The organism is Leptolyngbya boryana PCC 6306 (assembly GCF_000353285.1).
Classification (GTDB): Bacteria; Cyanobacteriota; Cyanobacteriia; order Leptolyngbyales; family Leptolyngbyaceae; genus Leptolyngbya; species Leptolyngbya boryana.
In genome coordinates, this window is sequence record NZ_KB731324.1 from 5,366,366 (window position 1) to 5,380,682 (window position 14,317).

The following is a 14,317-nucleotide window of genomic DNA, read 5'->3' on the forward strand; positions in this document are numbered from 1 at the left end:
TAGGGCTAGGGGGAAGTATGACGATCGTGAAACCTGTGATCATCGTGCATGGGGGAGCCAAAACGATTTCAGAGAATGATGTGGCAGCGAATCAAGCGGGATGTCGAGCAGCAATTGAAGCGGGTTGGGCAGTCCTCATTCAAGGGGGAAGTGCAGCAGGAGCAGTTGAGGCAGCAATCCGGGTCTTAGAATCTGACCAAACGTTTAATGCAGGGTTTGGCGCAACTTTAAACAGTGAAGGCGAGGTTGAAGTTGATGCGGCGATGATGGAAGGAGCAACGTTAGGTTGGGGAGCAGTTGCCGCAGTGCAAGGAGTTCGTCATCCCATTGTAGTAGCTCGCAAAATTATGGAGGAGAAACCGCGATTGCTAGTTGCCCGCAGTGGAGAACGTTTTGCCCGCAATCATGCTGTTGAGATTTGTGCGAAAGAAGCCCTGGTGAGTGAGGAACAGTACCAGGAGTGGAAAGAAGAGATCGAAGTTTTGGATCGTCCGAATACGGTCGGTTGTGTTGCACTCGATGCAGATGGAAATCTAGTGGCGGGGACTTCCACGGGTGGAACAACAGGGCAACCTCAAGGGCGTGTTGGGGATACTGCATTGGTTGGCTGTGGCTTGTATGCAGACAATCAACTGGGAGCCTGCTCGACAACGGGTGATGGTGAGTCGATTATTCCAGTAGTACTCGCCAAAACAGCGATCGATGCGTTAAAAGACAAACATCCTGATGCAGCTGCACAATGGGCGATCGACACGCTAATCAGTCGAGTCGAGGGAGAAGCTGGATGTATTTTAATCGATCGCCAAGGGCGCATCGGTTGGGCACACAATTCTCCTGACATGGCAGTTGCTTATATGAGCGAGGATTTAGTACAACCTGCCATTTTTACCCGTAAGGATCAAACTCTCGTTCAATCGTTGTAAAACCTGTCTAATGTTTTGTGATGTCTTCTCCAAGTCCCTTTCCATTTTTTCAAGGCAATTCGCTGTCTGACTTATTTGCTCAGGATATTCAAGTCGATCGCGATGCCCTCATTTTGAACTATCCTGCTACGGCAAGTTGGGCAGCTTATCCAAATACGCAGCAATACTTTTTGCAAGATGGGAGTAGTGAAGCAACCAAAACTTCGTTTGATAAAATCTGTCAGAAGGAACCTTGGAAAAATCTAGCAGTTCTAGGGGATACGCTACCTGGGATTGTGATTGTTCCGCCTCCATCTCTGCTTGTTCAGTACTGGCGCGATCAGTTTGATTTTCAGGATCAGCAGTTAAAGATGATGGATTGTTCGACGTACTTGGATGATCTCAATGAGAGTGATCGGTACGATCGCATAATCACTTTATTTCCGTTTGACCGATTACGACCCGAAAAGCACGCGATTCACCCAGACACCCATTACTACTTGCTGAGTAAAGTAACCCTTGCCGAGTTGGGAGTGCCTTGCCCGAACTATCAAACCTATCATTTAGCTCAAACGAGCCTTGATCAAATTAGCCTGCCAGCCCAATTTCCTTATTTGATTAAAACCTCACATGGTCTTTCAGGTGAGGGAACTTATATCATTCGTAATGATAGTGATCTGAACTATTGCTTACACGAACTGAAGAAGTATCTCAAGATCAATCTACTCCAAACGATTGTGGTCTCAGAGTTCATTCAGCATGAGGTGCATAATTACTGCGTTCAATTTTATGTCAATCAACAAGGCAACATTTCCCTGATTGGTGTAACTCAGCAATTGGTTAGCTCTACAGGGGACTATCTGGGTGGTTTGATTAACTATCACAATGATTTGAGCCAGTTCTTTGAAATCATTGAGGCAGTAGGGAACTATGCTCACAAACAAGGATATTTTGGGGTGATTGGTGTAGATATCTTGGAAGATAGAGACGGACAACTCTATGCGATCGATGCTAATTTTCGGATTAACGGGTCTACTCCTTTGTGTCTTCAGCGCCATGAACTCTTGAAGTTAGATAAAGCGATCGCGAAATACGCTAGCAGTTACCGCATGGAAGGAACGCTCGATTCTATCTTGACGGAGTTGAAACGAGAGCTAGAGCGGAAAGATTTTTTGATCCTCTCAGCACTAGAAAAAGTGAAGTACGGCAAAATTTATACTGAGATTTATGGCATTGTGACAGGAGCAACGCGAGAAGAGATGCAGCAAATTGAACAACACCTGCATGATAAAGGATTGACATTAGCAGGTTAAGGTATAGATTCTGCATGAATTTGTTCAGTGAAGTAGGTCGCTCTTTGAATTCCAGAGACAATGCGTATTACATGCGCGCTTTTTCTTTAATTTACAGGCTAAACTGAGAGAGACTACTCTAATCGTCATTTTGAGAAAAATTGATGGCTAAAGCGACCGAGGTTTCATCAAATTTAGTGATTGTGGGCTTTCATGCACTCTCTGAGCCATTGCGTGTTCAAGTGCTAGATTTGCTGCGCGATCGCGAACTTTGCGTTTGTGATCTGTGTGAAGCTTTAAGCGTCACCCAATCAAAGCTTTCTTTTCATCTTAAAACATTGAAAGAAGCTCAGTTGGTCAAGTCTCGGCAAGAAGGACGCTGGATTTATTACAGTTTGAATTTGCCACAGTTCGTTGTCCTCGAACAGTACCTCGCTGAATTTCGCCGTTTCAGCCCAATCTTACCCGCTCGAAGCTGTCGCGACTCGGAATAATCCATCAAGTTTTTTACAATTCTTAAGCAGAATGTTTTGTAGCACACTTGAGCAAATCAAATTTATTTGAAATGATTGAGCTGTTAATTATTGAAGCATCAATAAGCTTCATTATGAAAATGCAGACCTCAACTCTCTTCAAGTTTTTGCTAGGGACTGGATTTGTCATGACGGTTGGATTAGTTGGGTGTACCTCCTCGAATCAGGCAACTGACTCTAATCCATCCCAGTCTTCTACTCCTGTAAGAGCAGATGTGCCAAACCCAGTTGTGCCGACTTACTCTGGGATTAAAATCGATGGATCGAGCACAGTTTACCCAGTTTCGGAGGTCGCTGCGAAAGAGTATCGCAAAGAAAAAGGGGACAAAGCGGGTGCGATCGACGTTAAGTTCTCTGGCACAAGCAGCGGCTTCAAAAAATTCTGTGCTGGTGAAATCGATATCAACAATGCTTCTCGCCCGATTCTTAAAGAAGAAATCGAGGCTTGTGGAAAAACAGGAGTGCGTTTCTATGAGCTACCGATCGCGTTTGATGCCCTTACTCTGGTGGTTAATCCGCAAAATACTTGGGCAAAAGATATTACGGTTGCTGAACTGAAGAAGATTTGGGAACCTGCTGCTCAAGGCAAAATTACGAACTGGAACCAGGTTCGCGCCTCTTATCCAAACCAACCACTCAAACTATATGGTGCAGGCAAAGAGTCTGGAACATTCAACTATTTCAATGAAGTCACGACTGGAAAGCCAAATGAGAGCCGGACAGATTACACCGCCAGCGAGAATGACAATGAGTTAGTCGCGGGAGTCCTAAAAGATCCCAATGCTCTAGGCTACTTTGGGCTTTCGTACTATGAAGCCAAGCAAAATGAACTTAAAGCCCTTGCTGTTGATTATGAAGGTCGTGGTGCAGTTTTACCCTCACGCGAAACGGTTGAGAAAGCGCAGTATCGCCCGTTCTCTCGTCCCTTATTTATCTACGTCAACATTACTGCTGCACAGCGTAAACCGGAACTGCAAGCGTTTGTAACCTACTACCTCGACAATGCTAAACGGTTTGTCACCCAGGTCGGATACATTCCACTACCGGATGAAGGCTACCGATTGACGAACCTGCACTTCTATCAAGGCAAGGTAGGAACAGTATTTGATGGGGTTCCTCAGCCTGATTTGACGATTAGTGAACTCCTTCGTAAACAAGCTGTATTTTAGGAATCGCGTTGAGCAAGATTGCGATCGATACGTCGCGAAGTCGTCACAACTCTGGAAAGTCAAAACAAGTTTTTTAGATTTGATTTATCTAAAACAGCTCTGAATTGAAGTATTGCATTAGAATAACTCTAACGTTATTCTAATTTAAGTTGAAATGAAGCAGTAGCTTTAAGGTGAGGCACATGGTTGTACGAGTTGGAATCAATGGTTTTGGTCGGATTGGACGGCTCGATTTCCGTGCTGCTTGGGGTTGGTCGGAATTTGAATTTGTTCACATCAACGAAGTCAAAGGCGGAGCGGAAACTGCCGCTCATTTACTCAAATTTGATTCAGTGCATGGGCGATGGGCACCCGATGTCGAAGCTGGAAGCGATCGCATTCTCATTGATGGACAACCTGTGACCTTCAGCGAATATGCGAAACCCGGTGAAGTCCCTTGGGAAGATTACGGCGTTGATATCGTGCTGGAATGTTCAGGTAAGTTTCGCACTCCTGAAACACTTGATCCCTACTTCAAGCGCGGAGTGAAAAAGGTGATTGTCGCGGCTCCCGTCAAACAAGGAGCGCTCAATATTGTCATGGGAATCAATGACCATCTTTATCAGTCGGATGAGCATCACCTCCTAACTGCCGCATCTTGTACGACCAATTGCCTTGCGCCTGTAGTGAAAGTGATTCATGAGGGGCTAGGCATCAAGCATGGAATCATTACAACGATTCACGACAATACCAACACTCAAACGATCGTTGATGCTCCCCATAAAGATTTGCGTCGTGCGAGAGCCACAAGCTTATCGCTCATTCCAACAACTACAGGATCAGCAACCGCGATCGGGCTAATCTATCCGGAACTCAATGGTAAGTTGAATGGTTTAGCAGTGCGAGTTCCCTTGCTCAATGCCTCGCTGACAGATTGCGTGTTTGAAGTCGCGCGATCGACCAGTGTTGAAGAAGTCAACCAATTGCTCAAAACAGCCTCGGAAACTTCGTTAAACGGCATTTTGGGATACGAAGAACGTCCGTTGGTGTCGATCGACTATAAAGATGATCCGCGATCGTCGATTATTGATGCCCTCTCCACAATGGTTGTCGATGAAACCCAGGTAAAAATTTTGGCTTGGTATGACAACGAATGGGGCTACTCGAATCGTATGGTCGAACTGGCTCGAAAAGTTGCATTGAGTTTGAATTAACCCTTTTATCATTGCCCTATGTCATCTACAACGGCTCATAATGCCAACCTAAAAAACTACATCCTCGTGACGCTTGCTTATTGGGGATTTACAATCACTGATGGCGCATTGAGATTGTTAGTTCTGCTCTATTTTTACGAGATTGGTTACTCGCCGTTGCAAGTTGCATTTCTCTTTCTGTTTTATGAAGTGTTTGGAGTTGTGACTAATTTCTTCGGAGGTTGGATCGGCTCTCAACTTGGGTTAAAAGTGACGCTCTATGCAGGAATCGGGTTGCAGATCTTTGCATTGGTGATGTTGTCATTTCTCGATCGTAACTGGGCGCAATGGTTTGCAGTTGGATATGTGATGGTCTCTCAAGCCTTTTCTGGCATTGCAAAAGATCTGACGAAAATGAGTTCTAAGAGTGCGATCCGATTGGTTGTGCCTCAAGATGCACAGTCTTCATTGTTCAAATGGGTTGCAATTCTCACTGGATCAAAGAATGCGCTCAAAGGATTCGGATTCTTTCTAGGCGCTGCGTTACTTGCATCGATCGGCTTTGTCAATTCGCTGTGGTGGATGGCAGGTGGATTGTTTGTCTTGATGTTCACTGGATTGATGTTGCCGAAAGGTATGGGCAAAATCAAAGCCAAGGTGAAATTTACACAACTGTTTTCTAAGAGTCGCGAAATCAATATCTTGTCAGCCGCAAGATTTTTTCTCTTTGGTTCTCGGGATGTTTGGTTTGTTGTTGGCTTACCTGTGTTCTTACGTGGAGTACTCGGCTGGTCATTCTACCAAGTCGGTAGCTTCATGGCGCTCTGGGTCATTGGCTACGGAATTGTTCAATCCTCTGCCCCTGCGTTAATTCAGCGATTTGGGTCGGGTCGTCCGCCCTCGACGAGTACGATTCGATTTTGGACGGTTACTTTGACGATCGTACCTGCCTTAATCGCGATCGCGCTTGCTGTTGGGGTCGATCCAAACTCTGCGATCGTCGGTGGCTTAATGATCTTTGGTGTCGTCTTTGCTTTCAATTCAGCCGTACATTCTTACTTGGTTCTAGCGTATACGGATGATGATAAAGTCGCCCTGAATGTCGGGTTTTACTATATGGCAAACTCTGGAGGACGATTGGCAGGAACCGTTTTATCAGGGCTGATCTATCAAAGCTTTGGCTTGATCGGCTGCTTGTGGACTTCAGCCGCGTTTGTTGTTGCTGCTGCACTGATTTCTCTCAAATTGCCAACCCCAAAGCCGAGTAAAGCGATCGCTTGGAAGGCGAAAGACGGAGATTAATGCGATGAGCTTGATGCTTGATCGACTGAAAAATGCCGTTCTGCATAAGCGAGCTACAGTCGAACCAGAAGTGCTAGCGCATTCCGACTAATGACACAATCACAGATATCCCCTGAGTCAAAAGAATCGAAGCACTAGCAACTTACTAGCTCACTGGACAGAACTCGAACAGAACGGATTCAGTTCTGAATTTACCGATGACCTAACCATTTTGCTGCGATCGCACCAAAGGCAGCACCGACAACCGGATTACTCAGGAATTTCACCAATGCAGGTTGATCGGCTAACACGTCATGAAAAATATCCGGGTAATTGTGATACACAAAGGCAGCCAGTTTACTGACATCATCTGCACTCATGCGACTTGGGTGATGGGTCGATAGTCCAAGTTGCTTTTCTAAATCGCGATCGTGAATGCCGCGTTTCTTAAGATGGCTGAAAAATTCTCGCGCCACATCATCTCGCTCATTGGGTTTGATTTGCGCGATCGCTTTTTGCAGTTCGGGTTCCATCTGGCTTGAGGGCACCTGATTTGGATTGAAAGAACGGCTAAAGATCTGATGACGTTCATCTCTTGTCGATCGTTGAGCAAAATCATCAAAATTTTGATAGTTCTGTGAAGTGCTTTCTTCGTCAATGCTCTCGGTATTTCCACCCGCCAAATCTTGCATGACTTGGCGCTTATAAGCGTCACTACTCGACATGATCATTTCTCCTGGTCAAATCACTAAATACTGTAGATACGTTACTAACTTGCAGACTGATATTGAATCTTGTTGGACTGTTGATCATACTGAGCCGTCAGAATCAACTGCTTGTCCGGGGCATAAACTAAGACCGTGAGATCTTGATTGGGAAAGTTTTTATGAAATCCTTGCGTCAGCGATCGAGTCAGATCTTTGACTTCGGTCGGACGCACCTGTGAAGAAATCACAACCCCTAATTTATTGTTGTCGCGCACGTAGGCATCTTTGATCAAGCCTTTGCTGGTCGTCACAACCCAGTTGCCAAAATCTTGTCCTACTCCTGAATTGCCGCGTTCAAGCTGGCTATAACTGCGGGTAATGGGTGCAGAAACATTGGTTGGAGGTGCTTTAGCAGTTGCAGCACTACATGCAGTGGTAAATAGCACAACGAAAACGAGCGCAATGGTTGCGAGAACCTTGCGACTGTGTTGAAAAACGTTCACGGTATCCTCCTGAGTAATAAGTGGATATCGAAGTCATGCGGACAAAACTCTGGGTGAAGAATCTGTCTGCAAAATCTTTCCGAATGGTGGAGATCTGGACAACTTTCCTAATGAAGTGCCATAGGGCATGTCCTAACTTCTAAAGTAAATGCTCTACTTTTGCTTAAGAGTAAAGATGTTGCTCAGCTGATTTCACCCGTCTGAGGTTGCAAGTCAGTCTACCTCTTGGGGTTTTTCTACGAGGCAATTAATGATTCAGTTTATGTCTAACAATCGATAGATGAGTATGAAAAATCTTCGACCTACTGTATGAAGTAAATCCCCTGCGCTTAAAGCGATATGGTTTAGTCATGAACCCATTAAAGCTTCGTTTGGAAGAATGTTCAGCATTCGGAATTTTAGTTTTAAATTATCTCGAAAAAAATCCGCAGACTAACATGAGCCAACTTGCGAGAGATGTGAACATTTCAAGAGCAGGACTTGGCTGGATTTGTCGCAAAGAAAGCAATCCTGATGAACGCACAGCAAATCGCATTGCTCGGATTATTGGAGTGGATCTGACTGAAGTTGCACGGCTGGTTCACGAAAATAAAATCGAGAAACTTGCGAGGCGCAGTGCTCTTGAGTATGCCACGAAATTTAGTAAAGATTCAGTTCACATCGTGATTCCTCAAGAAGATGCGATCGCTGGATTGAATGCGATCGTCCAAGCATTTCATACCGTGACTCGAAGTGTGCCAGAGATCGAAAAACCGACAGACTTCCAGATTTACAAACAAGCTTATGAAATTGTGAAGCGGCAGTTTTTAGCTCGAAATATTCCTAGAAAGCAGAAGACAACGATTTAATTTACTATTAAGTTTGCGCAATCCTGCCCTGACATTGACCCATCCCAATCTTGACGTACCCCTTTTCTTCACAATAGCCCTGAAGCGTAACTTCATCTCCTTCGACTAGAAACGATCGCACTTCTCCCGTTGGAAGCGTGATCGGCTGTGTTCCTCGTTGCGTGAGTTCTAACAAGCAGCCTTGAGTCCCTGTTTCATTGCCTGAAATTGTTCCGCTAGAAAATAAATCTCCAGGGCGAAGATTGCAGCCATTACTCGCATGATGGGTGAGCATTTGTGCCACTGTCCAATACATATGTTGGAAGTTGCTCTGACTTAGACGCAAGGGGGCGATGTTCTCTTGACGCATTTTTGCAGAAGACAACATGACTTCTAGTTTTATGGAAATCCCACCTGTACTTTGATTAGAAGATGACATGAGATAAGGCAGAATTGGCGGATCATCGACTGACCTTGTAAATGCAGTGCCTCGAAATGGAGCAAGAGCTTCCATCGTCACAACCCAGGGAGAGAGTGTAGTGGCAAAGCTTTTAGACAGAAAAGGACCAAGGGGCTGGTATTCCCAAGCTTGAATGTCTCGCGCCGACCAATCATTTACGAGGCATAAGCCGAATAAGTGGTCTTCTGCTTGATCGATCGAGATGGTGTCTCCTAAGTCATTTCCTTTTCCCACAAAGCAACCGACTTCAAGCTCGTAGTCCAACATTTGAGTCGGGGCAAATGTCGGAGTTGAGCGATTTGCTGGTTTCTGCTGACCGTGGGGACGTTTGATTGAAGTGCCAGTTGGAACAATGGATGATGCTCGTCCGTGATACGCGATCGGGACATATTTATAGTTCGGCAGTAGGGGATTGTCGGGGCGAAATAGCTTACCCACATTGGTTGCGTGAAAAATAGAAGCGTAGAAATCTGTGTAATCGCCGATCGTGGCAGGCAAAAGCAATTGTGCGTCTGACATCGAAACAAGGATTCTGCTATCGGGAGCTTGTCCGACACGAAGTAATTGGCTGAGATGATGGCGCAGGCGTAACGAGGCTGGCTTCCCCATCGCCATCAATGAGTTTAAGGTCGAAGCACAGCAGGCAGCTTGCAGAGCTTCTGGTAGTTCCTCAAGTCGCCCAAGTTTCTGGCAAGCCATGAGATCGAGAATTTGATCGCCGATCGCAACACCAATATGCGGTGTTTCAGAACGATTTTGGGCTTGAAATATTCCAAAAGGAAGATTCTGAATTGGGAAATCAGTGTCGGCTTGATTTGCAGAGTGAACCCAACTCCGCAAATTTGGATCGTGAGTAAAATCAATCGCGCAGGTCATAAAAGTTTCAAGTTATAAAGGTCATGAATTGGTTCTTCAAAAGAACAAGAACCGACCGATCGAAAGAATTGCTGTCGAGAATACTCGATCGCTGATCTTGGAAGCGAGAACTCATGCCAGCCAATTTCGATATCGCTCAGTTGGAATGCATCGATCGACGACTCCTCAAGGATTGCCACAACTTCATTCAGTGGGATAGCTTGTTGATAGGCAAAAGCTGAAGCGATCGCAACATTCAAAAAGCCGTGCATTGTTGTAGAAGTTCTGTTCAAAGCATCAGTGAAGCAATGACCTCGTATGGCATGATGTAATCCAGCCGTTACCTTGAAGGGAATTCTAGCATTTGCTAAGGATAAGATGCGTTGTCCCAGTTGCGTACTATTAGGAAATGCATCGCTCGTGATACCGCCTGTTCGCAACTTTGCGCCTGCTCCGATTTGGTGCAGAATATCCAGATAGGGTTCTAAATCAACATTAAACGGAATTTCAAAAAAAGTATCTACTTCAGTCGGTATTTCTAGCCTGATCGACTGCATCTCAATAGGTGAGAGTGGGGCAAATTCTAAGGCACTAATACGAATAGAAGGCTCTGTTTTAGTGAGTTGATATGTCTGCTCCAAGTCTGATCGCCAGTTTCTAGACACAATCACGCTTAATGAGTAGGGCTGAGATGAAGCGGCATTCTCAGAAGGTAAAAGCTTGATGAACTCTAGAAGGCGAGCAGCAGGCAAGACGAAGCGATCGAGCATCCAGCAATGTGGAGAAGCGTGAGCACGATCGTAAATATTTATTGCTTCAGGTAAGCTTAGCTGTGCAGGGGGAAAGAGTCCGGCATAGTCTACAATCCGTGTGAGAAGTTGTTTGAGCGACGTTAACACTCGGTGATACCTCCTTTAATCAGCAACTTGAAGATTTGATGTATGTCTTCAGCATTCTCTTAAATCTATCCTTGTGATTAGCAATTCTGAAAAGTTAAATCTATAATCTAATTATGGCTTCTCAGATTGGTTCTAGTAACTGATTTTGAGAAGCCTCAGGAACTCTATCCTAAACAGCGCTTCAAACCCGTTGGGTAGCTATCTATCAGATTCACAAATTTTCACAACTTCTTCTTGATTCTTTCTAGCTACTTTAGGCGTCACTGGTTCTTGACCTCATTGACTGTTAAAGTTCTTTGCATTGTTCCGCCTGTCACTTCCAATCACAGGCAAGTGAAGCGAAGGGGCTTTCAGGCGTTTTGTCTGCTTCTCTACAGGGCTTGTATGTAAGAGTAAGGCTCTTGATGCATTCTTCTCGGCTGAGAGGGGCTAATTTTATTTACCTTTCCTCTACTAAGGAGGAACCTAATGGCTGAGTTATTTTCTATTTTATGTTTTGATCACCTTGAGTTTTATGTTGGCAACGCAAGGCAGGCAGCAAGTTTTTATGAAACGTTCTTTCAATTCACAAACATAGCGTATCGGGGCTTAGAAACAGGGAGTCGCAAAGTTGCTTCGTATGTCATGCAGCAAGGCGCAATTCGATTAGTTCTCAGTACAGCGCTGAATTCTGATCATCCGATTGCTCAGAGTGTGTTGAAGCACGGCGATCATGTCGCTGTGATTGCTGTGCAAGTGCCGAATGTTGTGGATGCTTATCAACATGTAACTACGCGAGGAGCGATCGCTGCAATACCGCCAACTCTTGCAGAAGACGAAACAGGAATTCTGCACTATGCAGCGATTCACATCTATGGAGATGTACTTCTCAAGTTTGTCGATCGACAGAACTATCGAGGCATTTTTGCACCCCAGTTTCAAGCTCGACATTCAGCGCTACCAAATCATGACGCAGGGCTTCAAACCATTGATCATATTGTTGGCAATGTTGAACAAGGTGAAATGGAACATTGGGTGAAGTTTTTTGCTGACACAATGGGCTTTCAGTTGTTGGTTGGCTTTGATGATGCGGCGATTTCGACTGAGTATTCAGCATTGATGTCGAAAGTGGTGCAAGATGGCTCTGGTAAGATTAAACTCCCGATTAATGAACCTGCTTTAAGAAAAGGAAAATCGCAGATTCAGGAGTATTTGGAATTTCATCAAGGGGCGGGAGTGCAGCATATTGCTTACTCAACTCACAACATTGTAGAGACGGTTACAAAACTCAAACAGTCAGGCGTTGAGTTTCTGAATGTCCCACGCTCCTACTACGAAGATTTAGAAACACGAGTTGGCAAGATTAATGAATCGATTGATCGGCTAGCAGAACTCGGAATTTTAGTCGATCGCGATCAGGAGGGTTATTTACTCCAAATATTTACACAGCCTGTTGAAGACCGTCCGACTTTGTTCTTTGAAATCATTGAGCGTCATGGTGCTCAAAGCTTTGGTGAAGGCAATTTCAAAGCTTTATTTGAGGCGATCGAACGTGAACAAGCCCTGCGAGGAAATCTCTAGGCAGAAGTTAGAACTCACGGTATCCAGCAATGACGTACTATTATCGGCTCGGTACAATTCCCCACAAGCGACATACCCAATTTCGTGCGTCAAATGGTTCACTCTATCACGAAGAATTGATGGGGATTCGCGGCTTTACGGGTATTCAATCGCTGCTCTATCATTTGTACCCGCCAACGCAAGTTTATAAGGTGTTTCTGGAGCAAACGATCGCGCTTGAGTTTGAAGAGGTTGGGGCACTGCGTCATCGTCATTTTCGGACTCAGAAAGCATTGAGTGAAGGAGATGCGATCTCATCTCGCATTCCTCTGATGGCAAATGGAGAGGTCTGTATTTCAGTCGCACAACCGACAGAGCCAATGTCGTATTGGTATCGATTTGCTCATGGGGATGAAGTCATCTTTATTCATGAAGGGAGTGGTTTACTAGAAAGCCAGTACGGTGAACTGCACTATCATCCGGGCGATTATTTGGTGATTCCAACTGGAGTGATGTGGCGAATTCTGCCGGATAGTAGTACGGCTCAGCGCATGTTAGTCATCGAAGCTCAAGGACATATTGAGCCGCCTGCTCGGTATCTGAATCGATATGGGCAATTCCTAGAACATGCACCTTACAGTGAACGAGATTTGCGCCCACCCGAAACTTTAGCTCCTCACGATGAGATGGGTGAGTTTGAAGTGCGAGTTAAGGCGCGCGATCGCATTACGACCTATCTTTATCATCATCATCCGCTCGATGTGACAGGTTGGGATGGCTATCTTTATCCTTATGCTTTTAACATTGCTGATTTTGAACCCGTGACTGGGCGAATTCATCAACCACCGCCTGTACATCAGACCTTTGAAGCGCCGGGGTTTGTCATTTGTTCGTTTGTTCCTCGGTTGTTTGACTACCATCCGCTCGCCATTCCTGCGCCCTACAATCATTCCAATGTCGATTCGGATGAAGTGCTCTACTACGTTGAGGGCAATTTTATGTCTCGTAAGGGGATTGAGCGATCGTCGATGACAGTACATCCGAACGGCATTCCGCATGGGCCACATCCCGGCATGTACGAAGGCTCGATCGGTAAAGAGCGCACGGATGAACTTGCTGTCATGATCGATACGTTTCGTCCGCTAAAACTGACTCGACAAGCAGTGGAGCTAGAAGATATGCAATATCCCTACAGTTGGGCTGCTTGAGGGCAATCTCAGGTTCGTTTCATAGCCAGGTTTGTTTCACAAGAAGGACACTCTCTCTATGTCTCCGGTTCTCACTACTCTCTCGACACATTTATCGATCTCCGATCGAATTCAGGAGCGCTTGCATCAGGGGAAATTAACTCAACAACAAGTTGATGACTTTCAGGACTTTCTTCAACAAGTTGAGTGCGACTTTTTGCGGCATCCGATTATCACAGATAACGCTTATACACGCTGGTTTCAAGCAGGCAAAGCTACAGATGAGCAATTACGGTATTTTATTCGTCAGTTCTCTGTGTTCTCGAATCAATTTCTGATTGCAGCATTGTTGAAAGTCATTAACTCTCCAACGCTTCAACAATCACGAGCAAGCCGCGAGGTTTTACTAAATGAGCTAGGTGTGATTTATCGCAAGTTGCAAGGGACAGACAATGCTCAAACCGTTAAAACAGAGGAGGAAAAAGATCGAGAAGGTGATCCTGAAGTGGTCAGCACAGAAGGAACGGTTGATGGTGGAATCTGTCGCTTTCGGGCTGCTCATTTTGAATGGTTAGCAACGGTTGCAGAAGGAATTGGCTTGCACTATGAGGAGATTGGGCAACGTAAGCACGGTAGTCCTGCCACACTACATTTCTGTGATGAATTGCAACGGCTCTATGGCAGTGATGATCCGAATGTAGCGGAAGGTGCTAGCTTTGCAGTTGAAAATTGGGCAGCAGCAGGGTTCTGGCAAGAGCTAGAAGATGGGTTGACGCGCATCAAGCAAACTCGGCATCCCTCTCTGCATTTAGCATTCTTTACTTGGCATAATCGTGTGGAAGCTCAACATGCAGAACATACGTTAGAGGAACTCGAAGCCGTGTACTTCAAGCCAGAGTTCGATCGCACTAAATTCATTCAGGGAGGACAACAAATTCTAGATGCGATCGCTGTTTTTTGGAATGGGTTAGAGCACGATCGCACTCATTGA

At 45.3% G+C, this 14,317-nt stretch carries 14 protein-coding genes; 10 read left to right on the forward strand and 4 right to left on the reverse strand.

What is annotated here, in order from left to right:
• Positions 1-17: 17 nt before the first annotated feature.
• The 6 genes from LEPBO_RS0126780 to arsJ all read left to right on the forward strand — a co-directional run bounded on the left by LEPBO_RS0126780 (position 18) and on the right by arsJ (position 6,370).
• On the forward strand, positions 18-923 hold the full coding sequence (locus LEPBO_RS0126780) for an isoaspartyl peptidase/L-asparaginase family protein (protein WP_017290673.1): 906 nt from the start codon (positions 18-20) through the stop codon (positions 921-923).
• Positions 924-943: 20 nt separating this feature from the next.
• Entirely contained in the window at positions 944-2,215 is a 1,272-nt protein-coding gene (locus LEPBO_RS0126785) for an ATP-grasp domain-containing protein (RefSeq protein ID WP_017290674.1), read from the forward strand.
• A 143-nt stretch (positions 2,216-2,358) separates the two neighbouring features.
• On the forward strand, positions 2,359-2,688 hold the full coding sequence (locus LEPBO_RS0126790) for an ArsR/SmtB family transcription factor (RefSeq protein ID WP_017290675.1): 330 nt from the start codon (positions 2,359-2,361) through the stop codon (positions 2,686-2,688).
• Positions 2,689-2,801: 113 nt separating this feature from the next.
• Positions 2,802-3,896, forward strand: a complete 1,095-nt coding sequence (locus tag LEPBO_RS0126795; RefSeq protein ID WP_172410451.1) for a PstS family phosphate ABC transporter substrate-binding protein — start codon at positions 2,802-2,804, stop codon at positions 3,894-3,896.
• A 182-nt stretch (positions 3,897-4,078) separates the two neighbouring features.
• Positions 4,079-5,089, forward strand: coding sequence for an ArsJ-associated glyceraldehyde-3-phosphate dehydrogenase (locus tag LEPBO_RS0126800; protein ID WP_017290677.1), 1,011 nt, complete (start codon positions 4,079-4,081; stop codon positions 5,087-5,089).
• Between the two features lie 18 nt (positions 5,090-5,107).
• Positions 5,108-6,370 (forward strand): organoarsenical effux MFS transporter ArsJ, encoded by a 1,263-nt coding sequence (arsJ, locus tag LEPBO_RS0126805; RefSeq protein ID WP_017290678.1) that lies wholly within the window; start codon positions 5,108-5,110, stop codon positions 6,368-6,370.
• Between the two features lie 191 nt (positions 6,371-6,561).
• On the opposite strand, the gene LEPBO_RS0126815 is transcribed toward arsJ, so the two are convergent.
• Together LEPBO_RS0126815 and LEPBO_RS0126820 are read right to left on the reverse strand one after the other, a co-directional pair.
• Entirely contained in the window at positions 6,562-7,074 is a 513-nt protein-coding gene (locus LEPBO_RS0126815; protein WP_017290679.1) for a hypothetical protein, read from the reverse strand.
• 44 nt (positions 7,075-7,118) lie between these two features.
• The gene (locus tag LEPBO_RS0126820; RefSeq protein ID WP_017290680.1) at positions 7,119-7,559 is read right to left on the reverse strand and encodes a hypothetical protein; all 441 of its coding nucleotides are present in this window, start codon (positions 7,557-7,559) and stop codon (positions 7,119-7,121) included.
• A 350-nt stretch (positions 7,560-7,909) separates the two neighbouring features.
• On the opposite strand from LEPBO_RS0126820, the gene LEPBO_RS0126825 reads away from it, so the two are divergent.
• Positions 7,910-8,407 carry a helix-turn-helix domain-containing protein gene (locus tag LEPBO_RS0126825; protein ID WP_017290681.1) on the forward strand — a complete coding sequence of 166 codons (498 nt, stop codon included), beginning with the start codon at positions 7,910-7,912 and terminating at the stop codon, positions 8,405-8,407.
• Between the two features lie 7 nt (positions 8,408-8,414).
• Here LEPBO_RS0126825 and fahA read toward each other — a convergent pair whose 3' ends face one another.
• On the reverse strand, positions 8,415-9,722 hold the full coding sequence (fahA, locus tag LEPBO_RS0126830; protein ID WP_017290682.1) for a fumarylacetoacetase: 1,308 nt from the start codon (positions 9,720-9,722) through the stop codon (positions 8,415-8,417).
• Positions 9,719-10,600: a hypothetical protein gene (locus LEPBO_RS0126835; RefSeq protein WP_017290683.1), complete on the reverse strand. Its 882-nt coding sequence runs from the start codon at positions 10,598-10,600 to the stop codon at positions 9,719-9,721. The genes fahA and LEPBO_RS0126835 overlap by 4 nt, the downstream gene beginning before the upstream one ends.
• A gap of 468 nt (positions 10,601-11,068) precedes the next feature.
• Between LEPBO_RS0126835 and hppD the strand changes: the two genes are divergently transcribed.
• The 3 genes from hppD to LEPBO_RS0126850 are packed head-to-tail and all read left to right on the forward strand — an operon-like array spanning position 11,069 to position 14,317.
• On the forward strand, positions 11,069-12,160 hold the full coding sequence (hppD, locus tag LEPBO_RS0126840) for a 4-hydroxyphenylpyruvate dioxygenase (RefSeq protein WP_017290684.1): 1,092 nt from the start codon (positions 11,069-11,071) through the stop codon (positions 12,158-12,160).
• Positions 12,161-12,189: 29 nt separating this feature from the next.
• A complete protein-coding gene (locus LEPBO_RS0126845) occupies positions 12,190-13,347 on the forward strand; it encodes a homogentisate 1,2-dioxygenase (protein ID WP_017290685.1) in 1,158 nt (385 codons plus the stop codon).
• A 58-nt stretch (positions 13,348-13,405) separates the two neighbouring features.
• Entirely contained in the window at positions 13,406-14,317 is a 912-nt protein-coding gene (locus LEPBO_RS0126850) for a DUF3865 domain-containing protein (RefSeq protein WP_017290686.1), read from the forward strand.